Raw genomic sequence first — 25,792 nt, forward strand, 5'->3', positions numbered from 1 at the left:
GTTTTTAATTTTTAGATTACAAATATATTCTAAGTTTTTTAAACATCGTACTATTTTTTTCAATCTTATCAACGAAAACGTTATAAATTACATTTTTTAAACATAATTTAAAACAAAATTTACAAAATAAAAAAAGGCTATATAAATGGAGTAAAAAAAAGGCTAAACACAAAATGTTTAGCCTAAGATTATGATAATAATGAAATCTTATTTCTTTAAGTTTTCTACAAATTGATCAAACAAATAAGATGAATCATGTGGCCCAGGACTAGCTTCTGGATGGTATTGAACAGAGAAACAGTTCTTGTTTTTCATTCTCATACCAGCCACAGTTCCATCGTTAAGATGTAAGTGCGTAATTTCCATTTCAGGATTAGCTTCTAATTCTTCTCTGTTTACAGCAAAACCATGATTCTGAGAAGTAATCTCCCCTTTACCAGTAATAATATTATTTACTGGATGGTTAATTCCGCGGTGTCCATTAAACATTTTATAGGTAGATATTCCATTTGCTAAACCAATCACTTGGTGCCCTAAACATATTCCAAATAAAGGCTTATCGTTTGCTAAAATTTCTTTTGCCACTTGAATTGCTCCATCTAATGGTTCTGGATCTCCAGGTCCGTTAGACAAAAAGAAACCATCTGGATTAAAAGATGCTAAATCTGCATAAGTAGAATCATAAGGAAACACCTTAATATAACAATCTCTCTTAGCAAAATTGCGAAGGATATTGGTTTTGATTCCTAAATCTAAAGCTGAAATTTTATAAGTTGCATTTTCATCTCCAAAGAAATAAGGTTCTTTTGTAGATACTTTAGAGGCTAATTCCAAACCTTTCATATCAGGAACCTTGGCTAAAGCCGCTTTTAATTCTTCAACAGGAGTCCCATCTGTACAAATAACAGAATTCATAGCTCCATTTTCTCTAATATAACTTACTAAAGCACGAGTATCTACATCAGAAATACAAATTAAATTATGCTTAATAAAATAATCTTCTAAACTTCCTGAAGCTCCTTCTCTAGAATAGTTGAAACTAAAATTTTTACAAACCAAACCAGCAATTTTAATTCCGTTTGATTCAACTTCCTCGTCATTAACACCATAATTTCCAATATGGGGATTTGTAGCCACCATGATTTGTCCATAATAAGACGGATCAGTAAAAATTTCTTGATAACCGGTCATTCCCGTATTAAAACAAACCTCACCAAAAGTGGTTCCGCTGATTCCGATAGATTTTCCGTGGAATATAGTCCCATCACTTAATAATAGGATGGCGCTTTTTCTTGTTGTGTATTTCATTTGTAGATAAATATGGTGCAAATTTAATTCATTAAAGCAGTGAAAGCAACAATTTTAAAAATTATTTTAAAGAGCACTAACTACACTTTCACTCCTCCATTTTATGTAATAAAAAAACAAAAAAAAAGGATAAACTAAAAAAATAGTTTATCCTTGATTTTATTGAATGATTATATTCATAATTATTCAGTAGCTTCAGCAGTAGTGTCAGTTTCAGCAGCTGGTGCTTCAGTAGCTGGTGCTTCTTCAGCTTTCTTAGCTTTACCACCACGACGGCTTTTTGCTTTTTTAACTTCTTTTTTTCCTCCGTTGTAAAGTTCGTTAAAATCTACTAATTCGATCATTGCCATATCAGCATTATCTCCTAAACGATTTCCAACTTTAATGATACGAGTGTATCCTCCTGGACGGTCACCAACTTTAGCAGCAACATCTCTGAATAAATCAGTAACAGCATACTTGCTTCTTAAGTTAGCAAAAACAATACGACGATTGTGAGTCGTATCATTTTTAGATTTTGTTATAAGCGGCTCAACAAATTGTTTAAGTGCTTTAGCTTTAGCAACAGTTGTATTGATACGTTTGTGCTCAATTAGAGAACAAGCCATATTAGCTAACATAGCTTTTCTATGAGCTGTCTGTCTGCTTAAGTGATTGATTTTCTTTCCGTGTCTCATGACGTTGTTTTTTAATCTTCATCTTGCTCAATCCACTTTGGAGAGCAAACTATGAAGTAATTTATTCTTTATCTAATTTGTATTTCGTTAAATCCATCCCGAAAGTCAAATTTTTAACTGCTACTAGTTCATCTAGCTCAGTTAAAGATTTTTTACCGAAGTTACGGAACTTCATTAAGTCATTTTTATTGAATGATACTAAATCACCAAGTGTGTCAACTTCAGCCGCTTTCAAACAATTTAAGGCTCTTACAGATAAGTCCATATCAACAAGCTTAGTTTTAAGCAATTGTCTCATATGTAATGATTCTTCATCATATGACTCTGTTTGTGCAATTTCATCAGCCTCAAGTGTAATTCTTTCATCAGAGAACAACATGAAATGGTGGATTAGAACCTTAGCAGCTTCAGTTAGCGCATCTTTTGGATTAATAGAACCATCAGTTTTAATTTCAAAAACTAATTTTTCATAATCTGTTTTTTGCTCAACACGGAAGTTTTCAATAGCATATTTTACATTCTTTACTGGTGTAAAGATAGAATCTGTAAAAATGGTTCCAATTGCAGCATTTTGTTTTTTGTTCTCTTCAGCAGGAACATATCCTCTACCTTTCTCGATTGTCAAATCAAAGTTTAATTTGATTTTTGAATCTAAATTACAGATAACCAATTCTGGATTCAAAACTTGGAAACCTGAAATAAATTTTTGGAAGTCACCAGCTGTTAATTGATCTTTTCCTGAAACAGAAATTGAAACTGACTCATTGTCAATATCTTCAATTTGACGTTTAAAACGTACTTGTTTAAGATTAAGGATAATCTCGGTAACATCCTCAACAACTCCTGAAATAGTAGAAAACTCATGATCTACACCTTCTATGCGAACAGATGTAATTGCATAACCTTCCAATGCTGAAAGCAAAACTCTTCTAAGTGCATTACCAACAGTCAATCCATAACCAGGTTCCAAAGGTCTAAATTCGAATTTTCCTTCAAAATCGGTTGAATCGATCATGATAACTTTATCGGGCTTTTGAAAATTAAATATTGCCATAAATTTCGACTAAGTCAATTATTATTTGTTGTACAACTCTACGATTAATTGTTCTTTAATGTTTTCTGGAATTTGAATTCTAGCAGGTACAGCTACGAAAGTACCTTCTTTAGTATCATTGTTCCATGTAATCCATTCATAAACTTGACTTGAATTAGATAAAGAACGTTCGATAGCTTCTAATGATTTAGATTTTTCACGAACTGCAACTTTATCACCAGGCTTTAGGTGGTAAGAAGGAATATTTACAACTTCATCATTAACAGTAATGTGTCTGTGAGAAACTAATTGTCTAGCACCTCTTCTAGATGGAGCAATTCCCATTCTGAACACTACGTTATCTAATCTTGCTTCACATAATTGTAAAAGAACCTCACCAGTAACACCTTTAGTAGCTGATGCTTTTTTGAATAAACCTCTGAATTGTTTTTCTAAAATTCCATAAGAATATTTAGCTTTTTGCTTCTCCATTAATTGGATAGCGTACTCAGATTTTTTCCCTCTTTTTTTAGCCATCCCGTGTTGCCCAGGAGGGTAATTTCTTTTTCGAAAGCTCTATCGTCTCCGAAAATCGCTTCACCAAATTTACGAGCGATTCTAGTTTTAGGACCAGTATATCTTGCCATTTCTAAATGAATTAATTAAGGTAGAGATTATGAATTCAGGTCAAATCCTTCGATAATCTATTTTCTACCTAGTTATACTTAAATTAAATTATTAAACTCTACGTCTCTTTGGAGGACGACATCCGTTGTGTGGCATTGGAGTAACGTCGATAATTTCAGTTACTTCGATTCCACCGTTATGAATAGAACGGATAGCAGACTCACGTCCGTTACCTGGTCCTTTTACATAAACCTTAACTTTTTTCAATCCAGCTTCAAGAGCTACTTTACTACAATCTTCTGCGGCCATTTGAGCTGCGTATGGAGTGTTCTTTTTAGAACCTCTAAAACCCATTTTACCAGCTGAAGACCAAGAAATAACTTCACCTTTTTTGTTAGTCAAAGAAATGATGATGTTATTGAAGGTAGCAGAAATATGAGCTTCTCCCGTTGATTCAACGATAACTTTACGTTTTTTTGTAGTTGCTTTAGCCATATTACTTATTATTTAGTTGCCTTTTTCTTGTTAGCAACAGTTTTTCTTTTACCTTTTCTAGTTCTAGAGTTATTCTTAGTTCTTTGTCCTCTTAATGGAAGACCAGATCTATGACGGATACCTCTATAACATCCAATATCCATTAAACGTTTTATGTTCAAGGAAATTTCTGAACGCAATTCACCTTCAATTTTGAAAGCTGAAACAGCCTCACGGATTGCTCCAATCTCGTCATCATTCCAATCTTGAACTTTCTTATCTTGGCTAACTTGAGCTTTCTCTAAAATCTCTATAGCTCTACTTTTTCCTAATCCGAAGATGTAGGTAAGTGCAATAACACCTCTCTTGTTTTTTGGGATATCTACCCCTGCTATTCTTGCCATAATTATCCTTGTCTTTGTTTAAATCTAGGATTCTTTTTGTTTATTACGTATAATCTTCCTTTTCTACGTACGATAATGCACTCGGCACTTCTCTTTTTTACTGATGCTCTTACTTTCATTGTGAATATCTTTAATATCTATAAGTAATTCTTGCTTTTGACAAATCGTAAGGACTCATTTCTAATTTCACTTTATCACCAGGTAATAATTTGATGTAATGCATACGCATTTTTCCAGAAATATGAGCAATTACAACGTGTCCATTCTCTAATTCTACACGGAACATTGCATTAGATAATGCTTCAATGATTGATCCGTCTTGTTCTATTGCTGATTGTTTTGCCATAATATTAAGCTACTGCTTTTCTATTTTTTCCGCTTTTCATTAAACCATCATAATGTTTATTCAACAAGTATGAATTGATTTGTTGAATTGTGTCAATTGCAACACCTACCATAATAATTAATGAGGTACCTCCAAAAAACATTGCCCAAGATTGTTGAACATCCATAAGACTTACAACTATGGCTGGGAACACAGCTATTAGAGCAAGAAATAAAGAACCTGGAAAAGTTATCAAAGACATCACTTTGTCAAGAAAATCAGAAGTTTCAGCTCCAGGCCTAACACCTGGGATAAAACCACCACTTCTTTTAAGATCATCTGACATTTTATTAGTAGGAACTGTAATTGCAGTATAAAAGTAAGTAAACACAATAATTAATAAAGCGAATACAAAATTATACCAAAAACCGAACATATTACTAAAAGCACCTACAATAGATTGTGAAGCATCGGATTTTGACAATCCTGCCAAAGCAGCAGGAATAAACATAATTGCTTGCGCAAAAATGATTGGCATAACTCCAGAAGCATTAAGCTTTAAAGGTATCCATTGTCTATTTCCACCTAACATATCTTGTTCAAAATCACCAGAAGCAGTACGACGAGCATACTGAACTGGTATTTTTCGAATAGCCATAGTTAACAATACACAAGCAATGATAACTAAAAGCCAAATAATTATTTCAAGTACTAACAACATTGGACCTCCATTGTTGTTTGTAACTCTAGTTGTAAATTCTTGAATAAATGCCTGAGGAAATCTTGCTAAGATACCCACCATAATTAATAGTGAAATACCATTTCCGATTCCTTTATCAGTTATTTTTTCTCCCAACCACATGGCAAAAATTGTACCTGTAACTAAGATAATTACTGAAGAAAATAAGAATTCAAAAGAATTAAAACCTAATAAAAATGCACTTCCTGGTAGCGTTCTGTAAAGATTATAAATATACGTAGGTCCTTGAACTAAAGTAATTACAATAGTCAACCAACGTGTAATTTGGTTAATCTTTTTTCTACCACTTTCTCCATCACTTTGTAATTTTTGCAAATAAGGAATAGCAATTCCCATGAGCTGTACAACGATAGATGCAGAAATATAAGGCATAATTCCTAAAGCAAAAACTGACGCTTTAGAAAAAGCTCCTCCAGTAAACATATCTAAAATAGACCCAATACCTTTTTCGGTTTGGCCAGCTAAACTGTTTAATTGTGTAGCGTCAATTCCTGGAAGAGTAACGTGTGCTCCAAAACGATAAACTAATAAAAGACCTAATGTAATAAGGATTCTATTTTTTAGTTCCTCGATTTTCCAAACATTACTTAATGATTCAAAAAATTTCTTCATACTAATTGAAAAATTATAGTGTTACAGCTTCTCCACCAACAGCTTCGATAGCCGCTTTTGCAGTAGCAGTAAATTTGTGAGCAGATACTTTTAATTTAGCTTTCAATTCTCCTCTTCCTAAAATCTTTACAATCTCGTTTTTAGTAGCCAAACGGTTTTCAACATAAACTGTCATATCAACAGTATCTGTAACAATTCCATTATCTACTAATAATTGAAGCGTATCAAGATTTACACCTTCGTATTCTTTACGATTGATGTTTTTAAAACCAAACTTAGGCACACGTCTTTGAAGTGGCATTTGACCTCCTTCAAAACCAATCTTTTTAGAATATCCAGAACGAGATTTAGCTCCTTTGTGTCCACGTGCAGCAGTACCACCTTTTCCAGAACCTTCTCCTCTACCTACTCTTTTATTTTGATTGTGCGTTGACCCTTCAGCTGGTTGTAAGTTACTTAAATTCATAACAGTTATTTGTTATTTAGCTTCTTCTACAGAAACTAAGTGTTTAACTTTGTTTATCATCCCAAGGATTGCAGGGTTTGAGTCATGTTCTACAACTTGACCCATTTTACGTAGACCTAAAGCCTCTAATCCTCTTTTTTGATCAAGTGGACAGTTGATTTTACTTCTAACTTGTTTTACTAATAATTTAGCCATAATTTCCTTGATTAACCTTTAAAAACTTTTTCTAAAGATACTCCTCTTTGTTTTGCAACGGTGTGAGCACTTCTCATTTGTAATAAAGCATCAAAAGTTGCTTTCACTACGTTGTGAGGATTTGATGATCCTTGAGATTTAGATAATACATCGTGAATACCTACTGATTCAAGAACTGAACGAACAGCTCCACCAGCAATAACTCCTGTACCATGAGAAGCAGGAATTAAAAATACACGTGCACCACCAAATTTACCTTTTTGTTCGTGAGGAACTGATTGACCATTCAAAGGAATTCTAACTAAGTTTTTCTTAGCATCTTCTACTGCTTTCGCAATTGCTTCAGAAACGTCTTTAGATTTTCCTAATCCGTGACCAACTACTCCGTTTTCATCACCTACAACTACAATAGCAGAAAAACCAAAAGCTCTACCTCCTTTTGTAACTTTAGTAACACGATTTACACTTACCAGACGATCTTTAAGTTCAAGACCACTTGGTTTTACTAATTCTACATTTTTGTATTTAGACATAATATATTAGAATTTAAGTCCAGCGGCTCTTGCGCCTTCTGCTAATGATTTTATACGACCGTGGTATAAGTATCCTCCTCTATCGAATTTTACTGTATCTACCCCAGCTTTTAACGCTTTTTCAGCAACCAATTTTCCAACTGCAGCTGCAACTTCAACGTTAGTACCTTTTCCTATTTCTTTCTCTCTTGAAGAAGCAGATAATAATGTAACTCCGTTTACGTCATCAATTAATTGAGCATAAATTTCTTTGTTACTTCTAAATACAGATAATCTTGGGCTAGTAGCAGTACCACTTACCGTTTTTCTGATTCTGAATCTGATTCTCTGTCTTCTTTCAGGTTTTGTTAATGACATAATCTTATTTTTTAAGCTGATTTACCTGCTTTTCTTCTTAATACTTCACCTACAAATTTAACACCTTTTCCTTTGTATGGTTCTGGTCTACGGAAACCTCTGATTTTCGCAGCAACAGCTCCTAAAAGTTGTTTATCATAAGATGTTAATTTTACGATTGGGTTCTTACCTTTTTCAGATATAGTTTCAACAATTACTTCTGGAGCAACTTCTAAAACAATATTGTGAGAAAATCCAAGAGCTAAATCTAATTTTTGTCCTTGGTTAGAAGCTCTATAACCTACTCCAACCAATTCTAAAGATTTAGTAAATCCATCAGTTACACCAACAATCATGTTATTGATTAAAGATCTGTACAAACCATGTTTTGCTCTTTGATCTTTGTGATCAGATGATCTTTCTACTAAAACTTGATCACCTTCAACTTTTACAGTTACATCCGAAAACTCCTGTGTTAGTTGACCATTTTTTCCTTTTACTGTAATAATACCGTCTTTAACTTCTACAGTTACTCCAGCAGGGATTACAATTGGGCTTTTTCCTATTCTTGACATCTTAATAAGTCTTTTTAAATTAGTATACGTAGCAAATTACTTCACCACCTACATTTAATTGCTTAGCTTTCTTTCCAGTCATCAAACCTTTTGATGTAGAAACAATAGCAATACCCAATCCGTTAAGGATTCTAGGAATGTTTGCAGAACTTGAATATTTACGCAAACCTGGCTTACTAATTCTTTGGATATCTTTAATAACTGGCTCTTTAGTATCTTTATCGTACTTCAAAGCAATTTTGATAGAACCTTGTACTGTGTTCTGCTCAAATTTGTAACTTAAGATATAACCTTGATCAAATAAAATCTTAGTTATCTCTTTTTTTAGATTAGATGCCGGAATTTCAACAACTTTGTGGTTTGCAGCCACAGCGTTTCTAACTCGCGTTAAATAATCTGCAATAGGATCTGTATTCATATTTATTAAATTGCGGTTATGGTTTTCTCCGAGTCTCTCTCATCGAACCTTTAACCAATTAAAATTCAATTTGTTACCAGCTTGCTTTTTTAACTCCTGGTATCAATCCATTATTAGCCATTTCACGGAAAGTTACACGTGAAATACCGAATTGACGCATGTACCCTCTTGGTCTTCCTGTTAATTTACAACGATTGTGTAAACGAACTGGTGAAGCATTTTTTGGTAATTTTTGCAAACCTACGAAATCTCCAGCTTCTAACAAAGCTTTTCTTTTTTCAGCATACTTCTCTACCGTTTTTTGTCTCTTAACCTCGCGGGCTTTCATTGATTCTTTAGCCATGTCTTAATTCTTTTTAAAAGGTAAACCTAATTCAGCCAATAATGACTTTGCTTCTTTGTCTGTTTGAGCAGTAGTAACAAAAGTGATATCCATTCCTGAAATCTTGTTCACTTTGTCAATATCAATTTCTGGGAAAATAATTTGCTCTAATACTCCAAGATTGTAGTTTCCTCTTCCATCAAAACCTGTAGCTTTGATTCCGTTAAAATCTCTTACACGTGGTAAAGCTGAAGTAATCAATCTATCTAAGAACTCATACATTCTTTCTCCACGCAAAGTAACTTTTGCTCCAATTGGCATTCCTTTTCTCAATTTGAAAGACGCAACGTCTTTCTTAGAGATTGTAGAAACTGCTTTTTGTCCAGTGATCTTTGTTAATTCCTCAACAGCATAGTCGATTAATTTTTTATCAGATACAGCTGCACCAACTCCACGGCTCAAAACGATTTTTTCCAATTTAGGAACTTGCATTACGTTTTTGTAACCGAATTCTTCAGTAAGAGCAGAGATTACTCTACTCTTATATTCTTCTTTTAATCTAGGTATATAAGCCATTACTATAGTACTTGATTAGATTTTTTTGAAAATCTTACTTTCTTATCTCCTTCAACTCTTATACCTACTCTAGTTGTTTCCTTTGTTTTAGGATCAATTAAAGAGATATTAGAAATTTGAATTGGAGCTTCCTTTTTAACGATTCCTCCTTGAGGATTTTTTGCACTTGGTTTAGTGTGTTTAGACACCAAGTTTACACCTTCAACAATCGCTTTGTTTTTCTCACGGTCAACACGTAATACTTTACCTTCAGCACCTTTGTGATCTCCAGCAATTACTCTTACAATGTCACCTGATTTTATTTTTAGCTTTATCATCTTATAACGAATTAAAGCACTTCTGGTGCTAATGATACAATTTTCATGAATTGTTTTTCACGAAGTTCTCTTGCTACCGGACCAAAAACACGAGTTCCTCTCATTTCTCCTGCTGCGTTTAATAAAACACAAGCATTGTCATCGAAACGGATGTAAGAACCATCAGCTCTTCTCACTTCTTTTTTGGTACGTACAACAACTGCAGTTGATACAGCTCCTTTTTTCACGTTTCCGTTTGGAGTTGAATCTTTGATAGATACTACAATCTTATCACCAACAGAGGCATATCTTCTTTTAGTACCTCCTAAAACACGGATAGTTAAAACTTCTTTAGCTCCTGTGTTATCTGCTACTTTTAGTCTTGATTCTTGTTGTACCATAATTATTTAGCTCTTTCTAGGATTTCAACTAATCTCCAACATTTTGATTTACTTAAAGGACGCGTTTCGCTAATTCTTACAGTATCTCCAATGTTACAGTCGTTTGTTTCGTCATGTGCAACAAATTTCTTTGTTTTCAATACGAACTTACCGTATAATGGGTGTTTTACTTTAGTTACTTGTGCAACAACAATAGACTTATCCATTTTGTTTGAAGTAACAACCCCGATTCTTTCTTTTCTTAAATTTCTTTTTTCCATCTTTCGCAGATTACAATTATTGCACCTCTCTTTTAGTAAGCTCAGTAGCCAATCTCGCAACTGTTCTTCTTAAACTTCTAATTTGAAGTGGATTTTCAATTGGAGATATTGCATGAGCCATTTTTAGGTCAGCATATCTTTTCTTAGCTTGGCTAAGATTTTCTTGCAACTGTGCTGCAGAAAGATCTTTTATTTCTGATTGTTTCATAATAATATAAGATTATGCTTCGAAATCTCTAGCAACAACGAATTTAGTTTTAACTGGTAGTTTTTGTGCTGCAAGACGTAAAGCCTCTTTTGCAACTGACAATGGAACACCACCAACTTCAAACATAATTCTTCCAGGTTTAACAACGGCAGCCCAGTATTCTACTGCTCCTTTTCCTTTACCCATACGTACCTCTAGAGGTTTCTTAGTAATTGGCTTGTCTGGAAATATTTTAATCCATAATTGTCCCTCTCTTTTCATGTAACGAGTTGCAGCAATACGCGCAGCTTCGATTTGACGAGAAGTTAAGAACATACCATCTTCATGAACAGATTTAATACCAAACATTCCGTTAGAAAGTTCATGCCCTCTTTGAGAGTTACCTTTCATTCTACCTTTTTGTACCTTACGGTATTTTGTTCTTTTAGGCTGTAACATTTTTCTTTAATTTAAAAATTACTTTCTTTTACGAGCGTCTGATTTTCCACCTTTAGAAAAGTTAGATTTTCCACGAGGAGCATCACCACCTTTACCACTAGATTGTTTTTTGTCCATTCCAGCAAGTGGAGATAATTCTCTCTTTCCGTAAACCTCACCTTTCATGATCCACACTTTAATACCCATTCTACCATAAGTAGTATGTGCCTCAGCAAGTGCATAATCAATATCAGCTCTGAAAGTTGACAAAGGAATTCTTCCTTCTTTGAAACCTTCTGAACGTGCCATCTCAGCTCCATTCAAACGACCAGAAATCAAAACTTTGATACCTTCAGCGTTCATACGCATAGAAGCAGCAATAGCCATTTTGATTGCACGTCTGTAAGAAATACGGCTTTCGATTTGACGAGCGATGCTTGTTGCAACTAAATAAGCATCTAACTCAGGTCTTTTAATTTCAAAGATGTTGATTTGAACCTCTTTGTCAGTAACTTTCTTAAGTTCTTCTTTCAACTTGTCTACCTCTTGACCTCCTTTACCAATGATGATACCTGGACGAGCCGTAGTGATAGTAACGGTTACAAGTTTTAAAGTTCTCTCGATAATTACTTTAGATACACTAGCTTTTGATAAACGAGCATGTACATACTTTCTGATTTTGTGATCTTCAGCGATTTTATCACCATAATCATTTCCACCATACCAGTTTGAGTCCCATCCTCTGATGATACCAAGTCTATTTCCAATTGGATTTGTCTTTTGTCCCATCTTGTTATTAATTTGCTTGTGTGTTATTAATAGCTCCTAACACGATTGTTACGTGATTAGAACGTTTTCTAATTCTGTGTGCACGACCTTGCGGAGCTGGACGAAGTCTTTTCAACATCATTCCACCATCTACTCTGATCTCTTTAACAAATAATCCAGCTTCTTCTAAACTAGCTTCACTATTTTTTTGCTCCCAGTTGTTGATTGCAGATAATAATAGTTTTTCTAATTTTCTTGAAGCTTCTTTAGAACTGAATCTCAAGATGTTAAGTGCTCTTTCTACCTTCTGACCTCTTACCAAGTCCGCTACTAAGCGCATTTTTCTAGGTGAAGTAGGGCAGTTATTCAATTTTGCGAAAGCAATAGACTTATTAGCCTCTTTTCTCGCATCTGCTGTTTCTCTTTTACGAACTCCCATTGCTTCTTTTATTTTTTACCTTTATTTTTTGCTCCAGCATGACCTCTAAAAGATCTAGTTGGTGAAAATTCTCCTAATTTATGTCCTACCATATTCTCAGTTACGTAAACAGGTACAAATTGACGACCGTTGTGAACTGCGATAGTTTGTCCAACAAAGTCAGGAGTAATCATAGAAGCTCTAGACCAAGTCTTAACCACTCCTTTATTTCCACCTGCGATGTTTTCTTCAACTTTCTTCTCTAATTTATAATGAACGAAAGGTCCTTTTTTTAATGAACGTGCCATATCTTAATTATTTCTTTCTACGTTCTACGATATACTTATTACTCGGATTTTTCGGAGAACGAGTTCTATAACCTTTAGCTGGTACTCCATTTCTTGAACGTGGATGTCCTCCAGAAGAACGACCTTCACCACCTCCCATTGGGTGATCAACTGGGTTCATCGCTACTGGTCTTGTTCTTGGTCTTCTTCCTAACCATCTAGTTCTACCTGCTTTTCCAGATACCACTAATTGATGATCTGAGTTAGAAACTGCTCCAATTGTAGCTGAACAAGTTAACAAGATCAATCTTGTTTCTCCAGAAGGCATTTTAATCGTAGCATATTTTCCATCTCTTGCCATTAATTGAGCAAATGTTCCAGCTGAACGAGCAATTACAGCTCCTTGACCTGGACGTAACTCAATACAAGAGATTACAGTTCCCAAAGGAATTTTACTCAATGGTAAAGTATTACCAATTTCTGGTTGAGCCTCAGCACCAGAAACTAATTTCTGACCAACTTTCAAACCATTTTGAGCAATTACATACGTTTTTTCTCCATCAGCATAAGCTAACAAAGCAATAAAAGCAGTACGATTTGGATCGTATTCAATTGATTTCACTGTAGCTGGAATTCCATCTTTAGTTCTTTTGAAATCAATGATACGGTATCTTTGCTTGTGACCACCACCCGTATAACGCATGGTCATCTTTCCTTGACTATTTCTACCTCCAGAGTTTTTTATCGGCGCTATCAAAGAGCGTTCCGGCTTATCAGTTGTAATGGCGTCATAACCATTCACAACTCTAAATCGCTGACCTGCGGTAATAGGTTTTAATTTTCTTACTGACATTTTTATATCTTATTAATATCTTAGATATTGTTGTAAAAATCAATTGTTTCTCCTTCTTGTACTTGAACAAGTGCTTTTTTGTAAGCATTTGACTTTCCACTGATTAAACCACTTTTAGTGTATTTTGTAGTTCTATCCGGTCTTACGTTGATTGTGTTAACACTAACAACAGTTACTCCATAAGCAGCCTCAACAGCTTTCTTAATTTCAACTTTGTTTGCTTTTTTGTCAACTACAAATCCAAAACGGTTTAAAACTTCACTTTCTTTGGTTACTTTTTCCGTTACTATAGGTTTAATTATGATACTCATATCCTATTATTTACTTAAATTTTCTTCAATTACTCCCAAAGAACTCTCTAAAAGCACTAAATTATTAGCATTCAAAATAGCGTAAGTGCTTAATTCTGAGTTACTTACAACATTAGACGCCTTTAAATTACGTGACGACAAATATACATTTTTATTGGTATCACCCAATACAAATAATGATTTTTTATTTTCTAACTCTAAAGCTTTCAAAACGTTAATGAAATTTTTAGTGCTTGGAGTTTCAAAATTAAAGTCTTCAAGAACGATAATGTTCGATTCTTTAGCTTTTATCGAGAACGCTGATTTTCTAGCCAAACGCTTCAAGTTTTTATTCAATTTAAATGAATAACTTCTTGGTCTAGGCCCAAAAATAGTTCCTCCACCTTTAAATACAGGTGATTTAGCAGATCCTGCACGAGCAGTACCTGTACCTTTTTGCTTTTTAATCTTACGTGTACTACCAGCAACTTCAGCTCTTTCTTTAGCTTTATGAGTTCCTTGTCTTTGATTAGCAAGATATTGCTTCACATCAAGATATACCGCGTGATTATTTGGCTCAATTGCGAATACTGAATCAGAAAGTTGAACTTTTCTTCCAGTATCTTTTCCGTTGAAATCTAATACTTTTACTTCCATTACTTCTGAATGATTACATAAGAGTTATTATGTCCAGGAACACATCCTTTAATAACAAGTAGGTTCTTATCAGCCACTACTTTTAAAACTCTAAGGTTTTGAACTTTTACATTTTCTCCTCCTGTTCTTCCAGCCATACGCATTCCTTTGAATACTCTAGATGGATAAGAAGAAGCTCCTACAGAACCTGGCGCTCTCAAACGGTTATGTTGACCATGTGTAGCTTGTCCAACCCCACCAAATCCGTGACGTTTAACAACACCTTGAAAACCTTTACCTTTAGATACACCTTGTACATCCACAAATTCTCCTTCTTCAAAAATAGAAACATCAATAAGATCCCCTAATTTTTGTTCAGTTGCAAAATCTTTGAATTCAACGACTTTTTTCTTAGCAACAGTTCCAGCTTTTTTAAAGTGACCTAAAGCCGCTTTTGTGGAATGTTTCTCGTTTTTGTCATCGAAACCAAGTTGCAACGCTTCATACCCGTCAACCTCGTTGGTTCTGACTTGGGTAACAACACATGGACCTGCCTCAATAACAGTACAAGGAATATTCTTCCCGTTCTCATCAAAAAGACTAGTCATGCCGATTTTTCTACCAATTAACCCAGACATAAATATTAATTATTAATTATTAAATATAAAAACAGAACACAATCGTTTAAGTGAGCTGTTTTTAAAAGTGGTGCAAAAGTATAACTTATTTACACACAATCCAAAAAAACTTTTCACTTAAACGAAGTGCTCTAATTTACTCTTGAAAAAAAACTTAAACTTTGATTTCTACTTCAACTCCACTAGGTAATTCTAATTTCATTAAAGCATCGATAGTTTTAGATGAAGATGAATAAATATCAATTAATCTCTTGTATGACATTACTTCAAATTGCTCTCTAGCTTTTTTATTTACGTGCGGAGAACGCAATACTGTAAATAATTTTTTGTGAGTTGGCAAAGGAATTGGCCCTGTTACCACTGCTCCGGTAGTCTTAACCGTTTTTACAATCTTTTCAGCAGACTTATCTACCAACATATGATCGTAAGATTTTAATTTTATTCTGATTTTTTGACTCATTTTCTTAAAGATTAAGCGTTTCCTTTTGCTTTTTTAATTACTGCTTCTGAAATATTAGCAGGTGTTTCTGAATAGTGAGAGAATTCCATTGTAGAAGTTGCTCTACCAGAAGACAATGTTCTTAATGTAGTTACATAACCAAACATTTCTGATAACGGCACATCTGCTTTAATAGTTTTTGCTCCGTTTCTATCACCCATGTCATTAACCTGACCTCTACGACGGTTAATATCACCAACGATATCTCCCATGTTTTCTTCTGGAGTAATTACTTCCATTTTCATAATTGGCTCAAGAATTACAGCCCCAGCAGCTTTAGCCACCTCTCTATAACCCATTCTAGCTGCTAATTCAAAAGAAAGCGCATCCGAATCCACCGGGTGGAAAGATCCGTCTAACAATGTTACTTTCAAACTATCAACTTGATAACCAGCCAAAGGACCTGTTTTCATAGCTTCTCTGAAACCTTTTTCTACAGCAGGAATATATTCTTTAGGAACGTTACCACCTTTTACTTCATTAACAAACTGTAATCCAACAAATGGTTTACCATCAACTTCATCAGCAGGCTCTACTCTAAATACGATATCACCGAATTTACCACGACCTCCAGATTGTTTCTTATAAACCTCTCTATGTTGAGCAGATTTTGTAAACGCTTCTTTATATTCTACTTGAGGCTCACCTTGGTTTACTTCAACTTTAAATTCACGTTTCATACGATCCACTAAGATATCTAAGTGAAGCTCACCCATACCAGAGATAATTGTTTGACCAGAAGCCTCATCAGTTCTAACTGTAAATGTTGGATCTTCTTCAGCTAATTTAGCCAAAGCCATACCCATTTTATCTACGTCAGCCTTAGTTTTAGGCTCAATAGCAATACCAATTACTGGTGCAGGGAATTTCATAGACTCAAGAATAATTGGGTGTTTTTCATCACACAATGTATCTCCAGTTTTAATATCTTTAAAACCTACAGCCGCTCCAATATCTCCAGCCTCAATGTATTCGATTGGATTTTGTTTGTTAGCATGCATTTGATAGATACGAGAAATTCTTTCTTTGTTTCCTGAACGAGTGTTCAAAACATAAGAACCAGCATCTAATCTTCCTGAGTAAGCACGGAAGAAAGCTAAACGACCTACGAATGGGTCAGTAGCAATTTTAAACGCTAAAGCAGCGAATGGCTCTTTAACATCTGGCTTACGCAAAATTTGAGTTTGATCTTCTTCTAATAATTCAGCATCATCTGGATGAATTCCTTTGATACCTTCTTTATCTAATGGAGATGGCAAGTATTTACATACTGCATCTAGCATGAATTGAACTCCTTTGTTTTTGAAAGAAGAACCAGCAATCATAGGAATGATAGCCATATCCATAACAGCAGCTCTTAAAGCAGTGTTAATTTCTTCTTCAGTAATAGAGTTCTCATCTTCCATATACTTATCTAAAAGATTCTCGTCATAAGTAGCGATTTCTTCGATAAGGATAGAACGATAATGTTTCACATCATCAATCATATCAGCAGGAATATCAACAATATCAAAAGTAGCCCCTTGAGTAGCATCATGCCATACAATAGCTTGATTTTTCACTAAATCAACAACTCCTTTGAAATCATTTTCTTCTCCGATTGGTAAAGTAATTGCAACAGCATTAGACTTCAACATATCTTTTACTTGTTGACATACAGCCAAAAAGTTAGATCCTTGACGGTCCATTTTGTTTACAAACCCCATACGAGGCACTTTATATTGATCAGCTAATCTCCAGTTAGTTTCTGATTGAGGCTCAACACCATCAACAGCAGAAAACAAGAAAACCAACCCATCTAATACACGTAAAGAACGGTTTACCTCTACAGTAAAGTCAACGTGCCCAGGAGTATCGATAATATTAAAGTGATAAGGCTTAGACTCTGGCAAAATTTTCCCTTGTTCAGTTGGGAAATTCCACTCACAAGTTGTAGCAGCAGAAGTAATTGTAATACCTCTTTCTTGCTCTTGCGCCATCCAGTCCATTGTTGCAGCACCATCGTGCACCTCACCAATTTTATGTGATTTACCTGTATAAAAAAGAATACGCTCAGTTGTTGTTGTTTTACCAGCATCAATGTGAGCCGCAATTCCAATATTTCTTGTATATTTTAAGTCTCTAGCCATTTCTCTATGAATTAAAATCTAAAGTGAGAGAAAGCTTTATTAGCTTCTGCCATTTTGTGAGTATCCATTCTTTTCTTAACAGCTGCTCCTTCTTCTTTAGCCGCAGCTAAACACTCAGAAGCCAATCTTTGAGCCATAGACTTCTCATTTCTTCTTCTAGCATAAAGGATCAACCATTTCATTGCCATAGAAATTTTTCTGTCTGGGCGAATTTGCATTGGAATTTGGAATGTAGCTCCACCAACTCTACGACTACGCACTTCTACGTGAGGCATAACATTTGTTAAAGCATCTTTCCAGATTTCTAATGAAGTTTTCTCGTCATTTTGCTTTTTTGTTTCAATGATATCAATTGCATCATAAAACACTTTAAAAGCTGTAGATTTTTTACCATCCCACATTAAGTTATTCACAAAACGCGTTACCAATTGATCATTAAATCTTGGATCTGGTAAAAGAGGTCTTTTTTTAGCCTGTCTTTTTCTCATGTCTTTTTTTTAATAAAACATTAAACACTTATAAGTCATCAGACTTATAAAAGATTAATTTTTTAAATTACTTTTTTGCTTCTTTTGGGCGTTTAGCACCATACTTAGATCTTCTTTGCGTTCTTCCAGCAACACCTGATGTATCAAGTGCACCACGAACGATGTGGTATCTAACTCCTGGTAAATCTTTTACCCTTCCACCCCTAACTAATACTATCGAGTGCTCTTGCAGATTGTGACCTTCTCCAGGGATGTAAGCATTCACTTCATTACCATTTGTCAAACGCACACGCGCAACTTTACGCATAGCTGAGTTTGGTTTTTTTGGTGTAGTAGTGTAAACACGCGTACAAACCCCTCTTCTTTGAGGACAAGAATCTAAAGCAACCGATTTACTCTTCTTAGTTATCTGGGTTCTTCCAGTTCTTACTAATTGTTGAATTGTTGGCATAATTAATACTAAAAATTATTATGTAAATATAAAACCCGCTTTTTACGGGGTTGCAAATGTATAAATTATTTTCAACTCTACAAATCTTAATTGATTAATTTTCAACAACATTAATTCCTACCTAAAAACAAAGAAAAGATTAGATTAACAATGAATTAACTAAAAATTAAAAACAAACAAAAAAACCTAAGACATTCACAAACAAGGATAATCTGATAAATTTTTAGAGATTTCAAAAAAAGATCATAATTTTATTATTTATATAACAATACGATTAAAAATTGTTATAATGTTAAATTATATATGCATGCATAAAAAAAACGTAATTTGATTTTGATTATTAACAAATTATTATGAATTTTGAAAATTGTAAACCATAAATCAATAAACATGAAATTAAAGTTCAACGGACTATTAATGCTAACCTTAGCATTGGTTACGCAAGTACTATTTGCGCAAGAAAGAATAGTTTCTGGTACAATTTCCGACAAAGCGGGGCTTCCACTACCAGGAGTAAGTGTACTGGTGAAAGGTACACAAAACAGCACTCAAACCGATTTCGACGGAAAATTCAAAATTAAAGCTTCAGCATCACAAACATTAGTTTTTAGCTTTATTGGAATGAAAACTCAAGAAAGATTGGCCAGTTCCACGACAATCAATGTCACACTTCAAGATGATGCCGTTGAACTAGAAGGTGTTGTCGTTACAGCTTTCGGTATTAAAAAACAAAAAAGATCCGTAAGTTACGCCACTTCAAATGTTAGCTCTGATGAATTAACGGAAGTATCTAATGTAAATGTTTTTGAATCAATGTCTGGAAAAGTTGCTGGTGTAGACATTACAGCTCCTGCTCAAGTCGGAGCCTCTTCAAAAGTTATCATTAGAGGTTACAATTCCTTATCTAATAGCAGTCCATTATACGTAGTAGATGGTACACCTATTAACAATAGCGGAAATGGATCTTCTAGTAATACACGAAGCTTCGACGCCGGAAATGGAGTTAGTGATTTAGACCCTAACAATATAGAAAGCATTTCTATACTTAAAGGAGCTGCCGCATCAGCTTTGTACGGTTCAAGAGCTGCTAATGGGGTAATTTTAGTTACAACTAAATCAGCTAAAAATAAATCTAAAATTGCAGTTGAATTATTTCACTCTACCGATTTTTCAGAAATTGCCAGAGTACCACATTTACAAAATGAATTTGGTCAAGGTTGGAGTGGATTTTCTTGGTCTAATTGGGCAGGAAGTGGAAACAATGCCAGTAATGAAAATGGATCATGGGGTCCTGCGTTTAATGGCGAAATTAGACCTTGGGGTGCAATTATTAATAATGCACAACAAATCAAACCTTACGTAGCATTAAAAAACAATGTTTTAGATTTTTACGAACAAGGAAGCACTTTTACAAATAATGTACGATTAAGTGGTGGTGGTGAAAATTCAAATTTTTCATTAAACTTCTCAGACGTTAATTCAGATGGAATCATTCCTAGCGCAACAGATACTTATAAGAGAAAAGCATTAAGTATCAATGCAGGTATCTCAAATGATAAATTAAGTGTAAGAGCCAACATTAATTACATCAGAAAAAATCAAAATGCAGTAAATACTGGACAAGGAGCTGATGCAGGTGAAGGTAATACAATGATGCAAGAATTATTACAAATTCCTAGAGACGTTAGTATTGTTGATTTAGAAGATTACAAAAATAATCCATATAATACAAATAGTAATTATTTTTCACCATACACAAGTAACCCATACTGGTCTATTTATGAAAACTCTACTAAAATAGACGGAAATCGTTTTTTTGGAAATGTAAATATTGGATATAAATTTACCGACAAATTATCTATGTCATATCAAGCAGGTGGTGACTATAGAAATGAAAAAATTAAATCTTATGGAGCAGTAGTAACATTCGAACCAGGATCAGCTCAAGCATTAGGAAATGTAAATGGAGTAGTTGGCGGTGTTACAGAAAGAATTTATCAAAATGTAGAATTTGACACTAATTTGAATTTAAACTATAATACAGCTATCAATGAAGATTTCAATGTAAATGGTATGGTTGGATTCAACTCAAATGAACGTACAGGATCTTCACTAGCTGCTCAAATTACAAATTTAGATATTCCATATTTTTATGAATTATCAAACTCATCTGTAAAACCAGTTGTTGGACAAAATGATTTTAGAAGAAAATCTTTTGGTGTTTTTGGTTCATTTGAAGGTTCCTATAAAAACCGTTTATTCTTAACTGTTACAGGAAGAAACGACTGGACATCTACACTACCTCAAGGAGCTAATTCATATTTTTATCCTTCTGTGAGTTTAAGTGGAGTTGTATTAGATACAGCAGAACACTACTTAAAAGTTAGAACTGCATACGCTGAAATTGGAAATGACACAGGAGCATACCAAACACAATCAACGTTAACACAAGGAAATGCTTCATTAGGATTTGGAAACATTCTATTACCTATTGGTGGTGTAAACGGATATGAATTTTCAGGTAATTTAGGAAATTCATCACTAAAACCAGAAAGAACAAAAGAGTTAGAAATAGGTTTTGAATCAAATTTCTTCTATAAAAGAGTGAATCTTGACGCATCTATTTATAGCAAAAAAACAGAAGGACTTTTGTTTGAAAGACCTGTAGCAACTTCAACAGGATTCGCTACACAAACAACAAACTTACTTGATGTTAGCAATAAAGGTATTGAGCTTGTATTAAATATTGTTCCTGTAAAATTAAATGATTTACAATGGGATATTACTACTACATTCTCAAAAAACATCTCAGAAGTTACAGACATAGTAGGAGATGTTGAAAAAATTCAACTTGCTTCTAACTATGGTGTTTCTTTTAATGCTATGGTAGGAGAACCTTTAGGTGTATTTAGCACATTCGTACCAAAAACTACAACTACAGGACAATACATTGTTGATGGTAGTACAGGATTCTACAAAGTTACAGATGATGAACAAGTAGTAGGAAATTCTCAGAGAGACTTTGTAATGGGATTTAAAAATAAAATTACGTATAAAAACATAATTTTAGCATTCGGTATTGATTGGAAACAAGGTGGAGAAATGTATTCTTACACAAAAAGATTATCTCATTTTACAGGAAATGGTATTGAAACAACTTACAACGATAGAAATCCTTTTATCATTCCTAATTCAGTTGTTGAAGTATTAGATTCTAACAATGAGGTAACAGGATATGAAGAAAACACAACTGCAGTTGGTTATTCTTCGATAACTGATTTCTACAATACTAGCAATAACCCTGGAATTGAAAAAACTCATGTAATTGACAAAACATTTGTGAGATTGAGAGACGTATCTTTAACATACAATTTTCCATCAAAAATGATATCTAAAATGGGGCTTTCTACCGCTGCTTTTAGCGTATATGGTAAAAATCTTGCATTATGGACTCCTGCTGAAAACCCATACATAGACCCTGAATTGTCTACATTTGGAGATGGTTTATTAAGTGAGCAAGGTGAGTTTGGGACAAATCCATCCCAAAGATCTTTTGGAGCAAGCCTTAAATTAACATTCTAAAAAAAAGAAAATGAAAAAATTATTAATTAGTATATTAGTTTTATCATCTGCATTTATAGGGTGTAGTACAGATTTAGACATAAACAGTGATCCAGATTTATTGGATCCAAGTAAAGCACCTCTTTCTGCTCAATTACCAGCAGGTATAACTGGTATAATAGGTGCAGAAGGTGCATCATACGCAATAATTGGCGGTATGTGGTCACAATATTGGACACAAAGTAACGCTGCAAATCAATACAAGGATATTGACAATTATTCTATTGGAACTTCAGATTATAATGGAGCTTGGAATGCAATGTTTGATGCATTAGGCGACATTAGAAATGTTAAAAGAAGAGCACTTGCAGAAGAAAATTGGAAATACTTTTTAATAGCAACTACTTTAGAGGTACAAGCTGCACAAGTACTAACTGACTTTTACGGAGATATTCCATACAAAGAAGCGAATAACAATACTATTTTAGAACCTAAGTTCAATACAAGTGAGGAAGTATATGAATTTATGATCGAAGATTTAAATTTAGCTTTATCTAAAAATTTAGATTCTTCAAAAGGTACTAACCCTGGTTCAGATGATTTCATTTATGGTGGTATTATGACAAATTGGGTAAAATTTGCCAATACATTAAAATTGAAAATTTTCTTGAGACAAGCAACAAGTTCAAAATCATCTGTAGCTAGTGCAGGAATAAGTGATTTATTATCAAAAAACACTGCATTCCTAGATACCGATGCAGGTATGACTCAATTTACTGATGCTGTTAACCAAAGTAATCCATTATACGAATACAATATTCGTAAATTAAATGTTGCAACAAACCTTAGAATGAGTACAACTTTAGCTTCATTTTTTGACGCCAATTCTGATACTAGAAAAGCTAAATATTATGGAGCAGGTAACTCTTTAAATCAAGGAGACTATACAAGTACAGCTGGAGCTGGAACAATAGCAATTGTAACAATTAAAGCAACAACACCAGCCTACTTAATGACTAAAGAAGAAAGCTTATTTTTACAAGCTGAAGCTTTAGAGCGTTACGCTTCTGGTACTGGAGCTAAAGGAAAATATGACGCTGCTATTAATGCAAATTTCGCAAGATACAGTTTAGATGGAACTTCATTCGTTTCTGGAGCTTATGCTTATCCAACTTCTGGAACTTTAGAACAAAAAATAGAAGCTATAATTACTCAAAAATGGGTTTCAAGTTTCCCTGGTAATGGTTTTGAAGCATTTTTTGAAAAAAACAGAACTGGTTATCCTAAAACATCTTCAGTTGCTCAAAGTAGTTCTTCATACGTTCCTGGAGAATTTGTTTATGCAAAAAATGGAACAACAGGAGGCTTATTTCCAAAAAGAATAGCATATCCGCTTTCTGAAAGAAATGCAAATCCGAATGCACCAAATTTAGTACCGATAACAACACCAATCTGGTGGCATAAATAATAATAAAAATGAAAAAAATAACATCACTTATAGTAATCATGAGTGCATTTTTTGCATCATGTGAAGCAGATAGTACAGCAAATGTATCATCAATTACTAACTATGCACTAATTGAACTTAATGGAAACAATCCTATGTTTGTTCAACAAGGAACTTCTTATTCTGATCCAGGAGTAACTGCCACCGAAAATGGAACTCCTATTGAAGCAACAATTACTGGATTTGGTAATTACAGAGGAACAACAACAATTGACACAAACAAATCTGACCATTATTCTCAAACATATACAGCAACTAATAAAGATGGCTTTGAAGCTAATACTTCTAGAGATGTATATGTTTATAAAAATGGAGATTTGGTGAACAGCATTGAAGGAATTTATACTTCAACAGTAGTAAGAAATGGTTCCTCAGCAGCTCAGTATACTAATATGAAATATGTTCTAATTTGGAAAAATACTGATGGAACATATCAAATTTCTGATGGGATTGGAGGATATTATAATTTAGGAAGAGGTTATGGATTTGGATATATTGCAGGACCAGTAACTATTACAGCAAATGACATTCCAAATAATAGCTTTACAGTTTCTCCATTTATTGTAAATGGTTTCGGAGGTGATGCAACAATGACCTCTTTTACTGTAAACCCAAGTACAAAAAAAATCACTTTTTCAACGTCATGGTTAACATATACGTTTGAAGTAACTTTAACCCAAGTTCAACCTTAAAACATTAAAGAATGAAAAAAATTATAACTAATTATATTAAAATACTATTTGGAGTTCTAACTCTTACAGTATTAAATTCTTGTGATGCTGGTGGAGATCCCAATATTGGAGGAACTTCTATGGAAGACTATGCAGGTGATTGGTATATCAGTGCAAAAGATTCTGACAATCATGATGTATTTGAACACGAATTGCACCATACGTACAACACCGCTGCAAATGACAATACTTTGTGGATCGATGATGAGAAAAATGGTTATTGGATAAAATGCAAAGTTACTATGGATGTAGCAAACGGTACATTTACTGCAACTTCATCAGACAACCTTTTAGACGGAAGTAAAGTAACCATTACAAATGGTAAAATTGAAAAAGGTGCTGGTCTATCAAAAGCAGGACACAAAGTAGACAAAATTACTTTTACTGCACATTTTGATTATGATGCTGATGGATATGACATTATCTATGAAGGTCATAAAAGAACTGGATTCAAAGAAGACGAGTATTGATTCCTATAAAATTATTTAAAAACCGTCAAGCTTAGCTTGGCGGTTTTTTTTATATATTTGCGCCATGGAAAAAGAACATCAAATATTCGGGATAAGAGCCATTATTGAAGCAATTCAAGCGGGGACAACAATTGACAAAGTATATATTCAAAAGGAAACATCAGGTGAATTGATGAAAGACTTGATGAAAGTTATGAAACGTGCTAATGTAAATTTCTCTTACGTTCCTGTTGAAAAATTAAACAAACTAACACCGAACAACCATCAAGGTGCAGTAGCTTCCATCTCTCCTATCTCATTCTTTGACTTAGAAAGTTTGATTGAAACAATAATTGAAAATGGTAAAAAACCACTATTTTTAGTGTTAGACCAAATTTCTGATGCACGTAATTTTGGAGCCATTATCCGAACTGCCGAATGTACTGGAGTAAACGGAATTATCATTCAAAAATCCGGTTCAGCTCCTGTAAATGGGGATACTGTTAAAACATCAGCGGGTGCCGTTTTTAATATTCCTATTTGTAAAGTAGAACACATTAAAGATGCTATTTTCCTTTTGCAGGCTAATGGAATCAAAACTGTTGCTGCAACTGAAAAAACCGACAATACCATTTACAATATTGATTTTAGCGAAGCTGTTGCCATTATCATGGGATCGGAAGATAGAGGAGTAAATCCGTCTGTTTTGAAAATCGTAGATGAAAAAGCTAAACTTCCTATGTTTGGAACAATAGGTTCTTTAAATGTATCGGTTGCTTGTGGCGCCTTTTTATATGAAGTCGTAAGACAGAGAAACTAAGATATAAGATTACAGAATTTAGATAACAGAAAAGCGAATTAGAT

Annotated in this window: 37 protein-coding genes and 1 pseudogene; 5 read left to right on the plus strand and 33 right to left on the minus strand. The window is 34.0% G+C overall.

Annotated elements, in window-relative coordinates; genetic code table 11:
- Positions 1 to 207: 207 nt before the first annotated feature.
- From carA to rpsL, 33 genes and pseudogenes are all read right to left on the minus strand, one after another.
- Entirely contained in the window at positions 208 to 1,308 is a 1,101-nt protein-coding gene (carA, locus tag P5P90_RS06500) for a glutamine-hydrolyzing carbamoyl-phosphate synthase small subunit (protein ID WP_278036354.1), read from the minus strand.
- 182 nt (positions 1,309 to 1,490) lie between these two features.
- Positions 1,491 to 1,985, minus strand: coding sequence for a 50S ribosomal protein L17 (rplQ, locus tag P5P90_RS06505; protein ID WP_278036355.1), 495 nt, complete (start codon positions 1,983 to 1,985; stop codon positions 1,491 to 1,493).
- 61 nt (positions 1,986 to 2,046) lie between these two features.
- On the minus strand, positions 2,047 to 3,039 hold the full coding sequence (locus P5P90_RS06510; RefSeq protein WP_278036356.1) for a DNA-directed RNA polymerase subunit alpha: 993 nt from the start codon (positions 3,037 to 3,039) through the stop codon (positions 2,047 to 2,049).
- Positions 3,040 to 3,060: 21 nt separating this feature from the next.
- A pseudogene (gene rpsD, locus P5P90_RS06515) lies at positions 3,061 to 3,665 on the minus strand (30S ribosomal protein S4).
- Between the two features lie 91 nt (positions 3,666 to 3,756).
- The gene (rpsK, locus tag P5P90_RS06520; RefSeq protein WP_026714629.1) at positions 3,757 to 4,140 is read right to left on the minus strand and encodes a 30S ribosomal protein S11; all 384 of its coding nucleotides are present in this window, start codon (positions 4,138 to 4,140) and stop codon (positions 3,757 to 3,759) included.
- Positions 4,141 to 4,148: 8 nt separating this feature from the next.
- Entirely contained in the window at positions 4,149 to 4,523 is a 375-nt protein-coding gene (gene rpsM, locus P5P90_RS06525; RefSeq protein ID WP_278036357.1) for a 30S ribosomal protein S13, read from the minus strand.
- Between the two features lie 2 nt (positions 4,524 to 4,525).
- The gene (gene ykgO / locus P5P90_RS06530; protein ID WP_002987490.1) at positions 4,526 to 4,642 is read right to left on the minus strand and encodes a type B 50S ribosomal protein L36; all 117 of its coding nucleotides are present in this window, start codon (positions 4,640 to 4,642) and stop codon (positions 4,526 to 4,528) included.
- An 11-nt stretch (positions 4,643 to 4,653) separates the two neighbouring features.
- The gene (gene infA / locus P5P90_RS06535) at positions 4,654 to 4,869 is read right to left on the minus strand and encodes a translation initiation factor IF-1 (RefSeq protein ID WP_026714631.1); all 216 of its coding nucleotides are present in this window, start codon (positions 4,867 to 4,869) and stop codon (positions 4,654 to 4,656) included.
- Between the two features lie 4 nt (positions 4,870 to 4,873).
- On the minus strand, positions 4,874 to 6,220 hold the full coding sequence (gene secY, locus P5P90_RS06540) for a preprotein translocase subunit SecY (RefSeq protein WP_278036358.1): 1,347 nt from the start codon (positions 6,218 to 6,220) through the stop codon (positions 4,874 to 4,876).
- 13 nt (positions 6,221 to 6,233) lie between these two features.
- A complete protein-coding gene (gene rplO, locus P5P90_RS06545; RefSeq protein ID WP_278036359.1) occupies positions 6,234 to 6,686 on the minus strand; it encodes a 50S ribosomal protein L15 in 453 nt (150 codons plus the stop codon).
- 12 nt (positions 6,687 to 6,698) lie between these two features.
- Positions 6,699 to 6,881: a 50S ribosomal protein L30 gene (gene rpmD, locus P5P90_RS06550; RefSeq protein ID WP_026707002.1), complete on the minus strand. Its 183-nt coding sequence runs from the start codon at positions 6,879 to 6,881 to the stop codon at positions 6,699 to 6,701.
- An 11-nt stretch (positions 6,882 to 6,892) separates the two neighbouring features.
- Positions 6,893 to 7,417 carry a 30S ribosomal protein S5 gene (gene rpsE / locus P5P90_RS06555; protein ID WP_085949269.1) on the minus strand — a complete coding sequence of 175 codons (525 nt, stop codon included), beginning with the start codon at positions 7,415 to 7,417 and terminating at the stop codon, positions 6,893 to 6,895.
- A gap of 3 nt (positions 7,418 to 7,420) precedes the next feature.
- Complete coding sequence (gene rplR, locus P5P90_RS06560; protein WP_278036360.1) at positions 7,421 to 7,771, minus strand: 50S ribosomal protein L18; 351 nt, start codon at positions 7,769 to 7,771, stop codon at positions 7,421 to 7,423.
- Positions 7,772 to 7,782: 11 nt separating this feature from the next.
- Positions 7,783 to 8,325 carry a 50S ribosomal protein L6 gene (gene rplF / locus P5P90_RS06565; protein ID WP_278036361.1) on the minus strand — a complete coding sequence of 181 codons (543 nt, stop codon included), beginning with the start codon at positions 8,323 to 8,325 and terminating at the stop codon, positions 7,783 to 7,785.
- A gap of 19 nt (positions 8,326 to 8,344) precedes the next feature.
- Positions 8,345 to 8,743 carry a 30S ribosomal protein S8 gene (gene rpsH / locus P5P90_RS06570; RefSeq protein ID WP_278036362.1) on the minus strand — a complete coding sequence of 133 codons (399 nt, stop codon included), beginning with the start codon at positions 8,741 to 8,743 and terminating at the stop codon, positions 8,345 to 8,347.
- Positions 8,744 to 8,816: 73 nt separating this feature from the next.
- Positions 8,817 to 9,086, minus strand: coding sequence for a 30S ribosomal protein S14 (rpsN, locus tag P5P90_RS06575; RefSeq protein WP_278036363.1), 270 nt, complete (start codon positions 9,084 to 9,086; stop codon positions 8,817 to 8,819).
- 3 nt (positions 9,087 to 9,089) lie between these two features.
- On the minus strand, positions 9,090 to 9,641 hold the full coding sequence (gene rplE, locus P5P90_RS06580) for a 50S ribosomal protein L5 (RefSeq protein ID WP_066329356.1): 552 nt from the start codon (positions 9,639 to 9,641) through the stop codon (positions 9,090 to 9,092).
- 2 nt (positions 9,642 to 9,643) lie between these two features.
- Entirely contained in the window at positions 9,644 to 9,958 is a 315-nt protein-coding gene (gene rplX, locus P5P90_RS06585; RefSeq protein ID WP_278036364.1) for a 50S ribosomal protein L24, read from the minus strand.
- A gap of 11 nt (positions 9,959 to 9,969) precedes the next feature.
- Positions 9,970 to 10,338, minus strand: coding sequence for a 50S ribosomal protein L14 (rplN, locus tag P5P90_RS06590; RefSeq protein WP_026714640.1), 369 nt, complete (start codon positions 10,336 to 10,338; stop codon positions 9,970 to 9,972).
- Positions 10,339 to 10,340: 2 nt separating this feature from the next.
- The gene (gene rpsQ, locus P5P90_RS06595) at positions 10,341 to 10,598 is read right to left on the minus strand and encodes a 30S ribosomal protein S17 (protein WP_024981515.1); all 258 of its coding nucleotides are present in this window, start codon (positions 10,596 to 10,598) and stop codon (positions 10,341 to 10,343) included.
- 16 nt (positions 10,599 to 10,614) lie between these two features.
- Positions 10,615 to 10,806, minus strand: coding sequence for a 50S ribosomal protein L29 (gene rpmC, locus P5P90_RS06600; RefSeq protein ID WP_066329359.1), 192 nt, complete (start codon positions 10,804 to 10,806; stop codon positions 10,615 to 10,617).
- Between the two features lie 12 nt (positions 10,807 to 10,818).
- Complete coding sequence (gene rplP, locus P5P90_RS06605) at positions 10,819 to 11,244, minus strand: 50S ribosomal protein L16 (protein ID WP_008464295.1); 426 nt, start codon at positions 11,242 to 11,244, stop codon at positions 10,819 to 10,821.
- An 18-nt stretch (positions 11,245 to 11,262) separates the two neighbouring features.
- A complete protein-coding gene (gene rpsC, locus P5P90_RS06610; protein ID WP_278036365.1) occupies positions 11,263 to 12,012 on the minus strand; it encodes a 30S ribosomal protein S3 in 750 nt (249 codons plus the stop codon).
- Positions 12,013 to 12,019: 7 nt separating this feature from the next.
- Positions 12,020 to 12,430: a 50S ribosomal protein L22 gene (gene rplV / locus P5P90_RS06615; RefSeq protein ID WP_278036366.1), complete on the minus strand. Its 411-nt coding sequence runs from the start codon at positions 12,428 to 12,430 to the stop codon at positions 12,020 to 12,022.
- A gap of 8 nt (positions 12,431 to 12,438) precedes the next feature.
- Positions 12,439 to 12,717: a 30S ribosomal protein S19 gene (gene rpsS / locus P5P90_RS06620; protein WP_024981511.1), complete on the minus strand. Its 279-nt coding sequence runs from the start codon at positions 12,715 to 12,717 to the stop codon at positions 12,439 to 12,441.
- Between the two features lie 7 nt (positions 12,718 to 12,724).
- Positions 12,725 to 13,549 carry a 50S ribosomal protein L2 gene (rplB, locus tag P5P90_RS06625; RefSeq protein WP_278036367.1) on the minus strand — a complete coding sequence of 275 codons (825 nt, stop codon included), beginning with the start codon at positions 13,547 to 13,549 and terminating at the stop codon, positions 12,725 to 12,727.
- Positions 13,550 to 13,569: 20 nt separating this feature from the next.
- The gene (gene rplW, locus P5P90_RS06630; RefSeq protein ID WP_278036368.1) at positions 13,570 to 13,860 is read right to left on the minus strand and encodes a 50S ribosomal protein L23; all 291 of its coding nucleotides are present in this window, start codon (positions 13,858 to 13,860) and stop codon (positions 13,570 to 13,572) included.
- A gap of 6 nt (positions 13,861 to 13,866) precedes the next feature.
- Positions 13,867 to 14,496 (minus strand): 50S ribosomal protein L4, encoded by a 630-nt coding sequence (rplD, locus tag P5P90_RS06635; RefSeq protein WP_278036369.1) that lies wholly within the window; start codon positions 14,494 to 14,496, stop codon positions 13,867 to 13,869.
- On the minus strand, positions 14,496 to 15,113 hold the full coding sequence (gene rplC / locus P5P90_RS06640) for a 50S ribosomal protein L3 (protein ID WP_278036370.1): 618 nt from the start codon (positions 15,111 to 15,113) through the stop codon (positions 14,496 to 14,498). Before rplC ends, rplD begins: the two co-directional genes overlap by 1 nt.
- A 154-nt stretch (positions 15,114 to 15,267) precedes the next feature.
- Complete coding sequence (rpsJ, locus tag P5P90_RS06645) at positions 15,268 to 15,573, minus strand: 30S ribosomal protein S10 (RefSeq protein WP_007803605.1); 306 nt, start codon at positions 15,571 to 15,573, stop codon at positions 15,268 to 15,270.
- 11 nt (positions 15,574 to 15,584) lie between these two features.
- The gene (fusA, locus tag P5P90_RS06650; protein ID WP_278036371.1) at positions 15,585 to 17,741 is read right to left on the minus strand and encodes an elongation factor G; all 2,157 of its coding nucleotides are present in this window, start codon (positions 17,739 to 17,741) and stop codon (positions 15,585 to 15,587) included.
- A gap of 11 nt (positions 17,742 to 17,752) precedes the next feature.
- Entirely contained in the window at positions 17,753 to 18,229 is a 477-nt protein-coding gene (gene rpsG / locus P5P90_RS06655; protein ID WP_026714651.1) for a 30S ribosomal protein S7, read from the minus strand.
- 67 nt (positions 18,230 to 18,296) lie between these two features.
- Positions 18,297 to 18,680, minus strand: coding sequence for a 30S ribosomal protein S12 (gene rpsL, locus P5P90_RS06660; protein WP_007136570.1), 384 nt, complete (start codon positions 18,678 to 18,680; stop codon positions 18,297 to 18,299).
- Positions 18,681 to 19,070: 390 nt separating this feature from the next.
- Between rpsL and P5P90_RS06665 the strand changes: the two genes are divergently transcribed.
- From P5P90_RS06665 to rlmB, 5 genes are all read left to right on the plus strand, one after another.
- Entirely contained in the window at positions 19,071 to 22,262 is a 3,192-nt protein-coding gene (locus tag P5P90_RS06665; RefSeq protein ID WP_278036372.1) for a SusC/RagA family TonB-linked outer membrane protein, read from the plus strand.
- A gap of 10 nt (positions 22,263 to 22,272) precedes the next feature.
- Positions 22,273 to 23,709 (plus strand): SusD/RagB family nutrient-binding outer membrane lipoprotein, encoded by a 1,437-nt coding sequence (locus P5P90_RS06670; RefSeq protein ID WP_278036373.1) that lies wholly within the window; start codon positions 22,273 to 22,275, stop codon positions 23,707 to 23,709.
- An 8-nt stretch (positions 23,710 to 23,717) separates the two neighbouring features.
- Complete coding sequence (locus P5P90_RS06675; protein WP_278036374.1) at positions 23,718 to 24,440, plus strand: immunoglobulin-like domain-containing protein; 723 nt, start codon at positions 23,718 to 23,720, stop codon at positions 24,438 to 24,440.
- Between the two features lie 11 nt (positions 24,441 to 24,451).
- A complete protein-coding gene (locus tag P5P90_RS06680; protein WP_278036375.1) occupies positions 24,452 to 24,949 on the plus strand; it encodes a lipid-binding protein in 498 nt (165 codons plus the stop codon).
- Between the two features lie 64 nt (positions 24,950 to 25,013).
- A complete protein-coding gene (gene rlmB / locus P5P90_RS06685) occupies positions 25,014 to 25,748 on the plus strand; it encodes a 23S rRNA (guanosine(2251)-2'-O)-methyltransferase RlmB (RefSeq protein ID WP_278036376.1) in 735 nt (244 codons plus the stop codon).
- Positions 25,749 to 25,792 lie beyond the last annotated feature (44 nt).

The organism is Flavobacterium nitratireducens (assembly GCF_029625335.1).
Taxonomy (GTDB): Bacteria; Bacteroidota; Bacteroidia; order Flavobacteriales; family Flavobacteriaceae; genus Flavobacterium; species Flavobacterium nitratireducens.

Coding starts and splice junctions, on each gene's coding strand:
- rplW (WP_278036368.1), bottom strand. CDS start 13,860: ATGAGTATCATAATTAAACCTATAGTAACGGAAAAAGTAACCAAAGAA.
- carA (WP_278036354.1), bottom strand. CDS start 1,308: ATGAAATACACAACAAGAAAAAGCGCCATCCTATTATTAAGTGATGGG.
- rplO (WP_278036359.1), bottom strand. CDS start 6,686: ATGAATTTAAGTAACTTACAACCAGCTGAAGGGTCAACGCACAATCAA.
- rplE (WP_066329356.1), bottom strand. CDS start 9,641: ATGGCTTATATACCTAGATTAAAAGAAGAATATAAGAGTAGAGTAATC.
- P5P90_RS06670 (WP_278036373.1), top strand. CDS start 22,273: ATGAAAAAATTATTAATTAGTATATTAGTTTTATCATCTGCATTTATA.
- P5P90_RS06665 (WP_278036372.1), top strand. CDS start 19,071: ATGAAATTAAAGTTCAACGGACTATTAATGCTAACCTTAGCATTGGTT.
- rplN (WP_026714640.1), bottom strand. CDS start 10,338: ATGGTACAACAAGAATCAAGACTAAAAGTAGCAGATAACACAGGAGCT.
- rplP (WP_008464295.1), bottom strand. CDS start 11,244: ATGTTACAGCCTAAAAGAACAAAATACCGTAAGGTACAAAAAGGTAGA.
- rplR (WP_278036360.1), bottom strand. CDS start 7,771: ATGTCATTAACAAAACCTGAAAGAAGACAGAGAATCAGATTCAGAATC.
- rlmB (WP_278036376.1), top strand. CDS start 25,014: ATGGAAAAAGAACATCAAATATTCGGGATAAGAGCCATTATTGAAGCA.
- rpsH (WP_278036362.1), bottom strand. CDS start 8,743: ATGAATACAGATCCTATTGCAGATTATTTAACGCGAGTTAGAAACGCT.
- P5P90_RS06680 (WP_278036375.1), top strand. CDS start 24,452: ATGAAAAAAATTATAACTAATTATATTAAAATACTATTTGGAGTTCTA.
- rplF (WP_278036361.1), bottom strand. CDS start 8,325: ATGTCAAGAATAGGAAAAAGCCCAATTGTAATCCCTGCTGGAGTAACT.
- secY (WP_278036358.1), bottom strand. CDS start 6,220: ATGAAGAAATTTTTTGAATCATTAAGTAATGTTTGGAAAATCGAGGAA.
- rpsQ (WP_024981515.1), bottom strand. CDS start 10,598: ATGGAAAAAAGAAATTTAAGAAAAGAAAGAATCGGGGTTGTTACTTCA.
- rplX (WP_278036364.1), bottom strand. CDS start 9,958: ATGATAAAGCTAAAAATAAAATCAGGTGACATTGTAAGAGTAATTGCT.
- rpsS (WP_024981511.1), bottom strand. CDS start 12,717: ATGGCACGTTCATTAAAAAAAGGACCTTTCGTTCATTATAAATTAGAG.
- rpsL (WP_007136570.1), bottom strand. CDS start 18,680: ATGCCAACAATTCAACAATTAGTAAGAACTGGAAGAACCCAGATAACT.
- rplD (WP_278036369.1), bottom strand. CDS start 14,496: ATGGAAGTAAAAGTATTAGATTTCAACGGAAAAGATACTGGAAGAAAA.
- P5P90_RS06510 (WP_278036356.1), bottom strand. CDS start 3,039: ATGGCAATATTTAATTTTCAAAAGCCCGATAAAGTTATCATGATCGAT.
- rplB (WP_278036367.1), bottom strand. CDS start 13,549: ATGTCAGTAAGAAAATTAAAACCTATTACCGCAGGTCAGCGATTTAGA.
- rpsK (WP_026714629.1), bottom strand. CDS start 4,140: ATGGCTAAAGCAACTACAAAAAAACGTAAAGTTATCGTTGAATCAACG.
- rpsJ (WP_007803605.1), bottom strand. CDS start 15,573: ATGAGTCAAAAAATCAGAATAAAATTAAAATCTTACGATCATATGTTG.
- infA (WP_026714631.1), bottom strand. CDS start 4,869: ATGGCAAAACAATCAGCAATAGAACAAGACGGATCAATCATTGAAGCA.
- rplV (WP_278036366.1), bottom strand. CDS start 12,430: ATGGGAGTTCGTAAAAGAGAAACAGCAGATGCGAGAAAAGAGGCTAAT.
- rplC (WP_278036370.1), bottom strand. CDS start 15,113: ATGTCTGGGTTAATTGGTAGAAAAATCGGCATGACTAGTCTTTTTGAT.
- fusA (WP_278036371.1), bottom strand. CDS start 17,741: ATGGCTAGAGACTTAAAATATACAAGAAATATTGGAATTGCGGCTCAC.
- P5P90_RS06675 (WP_278036374.1), top strand. CDS start 23,718: ATGAAAAAAATAACATCACTTATAGTAATCATGAGTGCATTTTTTGCA.
- ykgO (WP_002987490.1), bottom strand. CDS start 4,642: ATGAAAGTAAGAGCATCAGTAAAAAAGAGAAGTGCCGAGTGCATTATC.
- rplQ (WP_278036355.1), bottom strand. CDS start 1,985: ATGAGACACGGAAAGAAAATCAATCACTTAAGCAGACAGACAGCTCAT.
- rpsM (WP_278036357.1), bottom strand. CDS start 4,523: ATGGCAAGAATAGCAGGGGTAGATATCCCAAAAAACAAGAGAGGTGTT.
- rpsN (WP_278036363.1), bottom strand. CDS start 9,086: ATGGCTAAAGAATCAATGAAAGCCCGCGAGGTTAAGAGACAAAAAACG.
- rpsC (WP_278036365.1), bottom strand. CDS start 12,012: ATGGGACAAAAGACAAATCCAATTGGAAATAGACTTGGTATCATCAGA.
- rpsG (WP_026714651.1), bottom strand. CDS start 18,229: ATGAGAAAAAGACAGGCTAAAAAAAGACCTCTTTTACCAGATCCAAGA.
- rpmC (WP_066329359.1), bottom strand. CDS start 10,806: ATGAAACAATCAGAAATAAAAGATCTTTCTGCAGCACAGTTGCAAGAA.
- rpmD (WP_026707002.1), bottom strand. CDS start 6,881: ATGGCTAAATTATTAGTAAAACAAGTTAGAAGTAAAATCAACTGTCCA.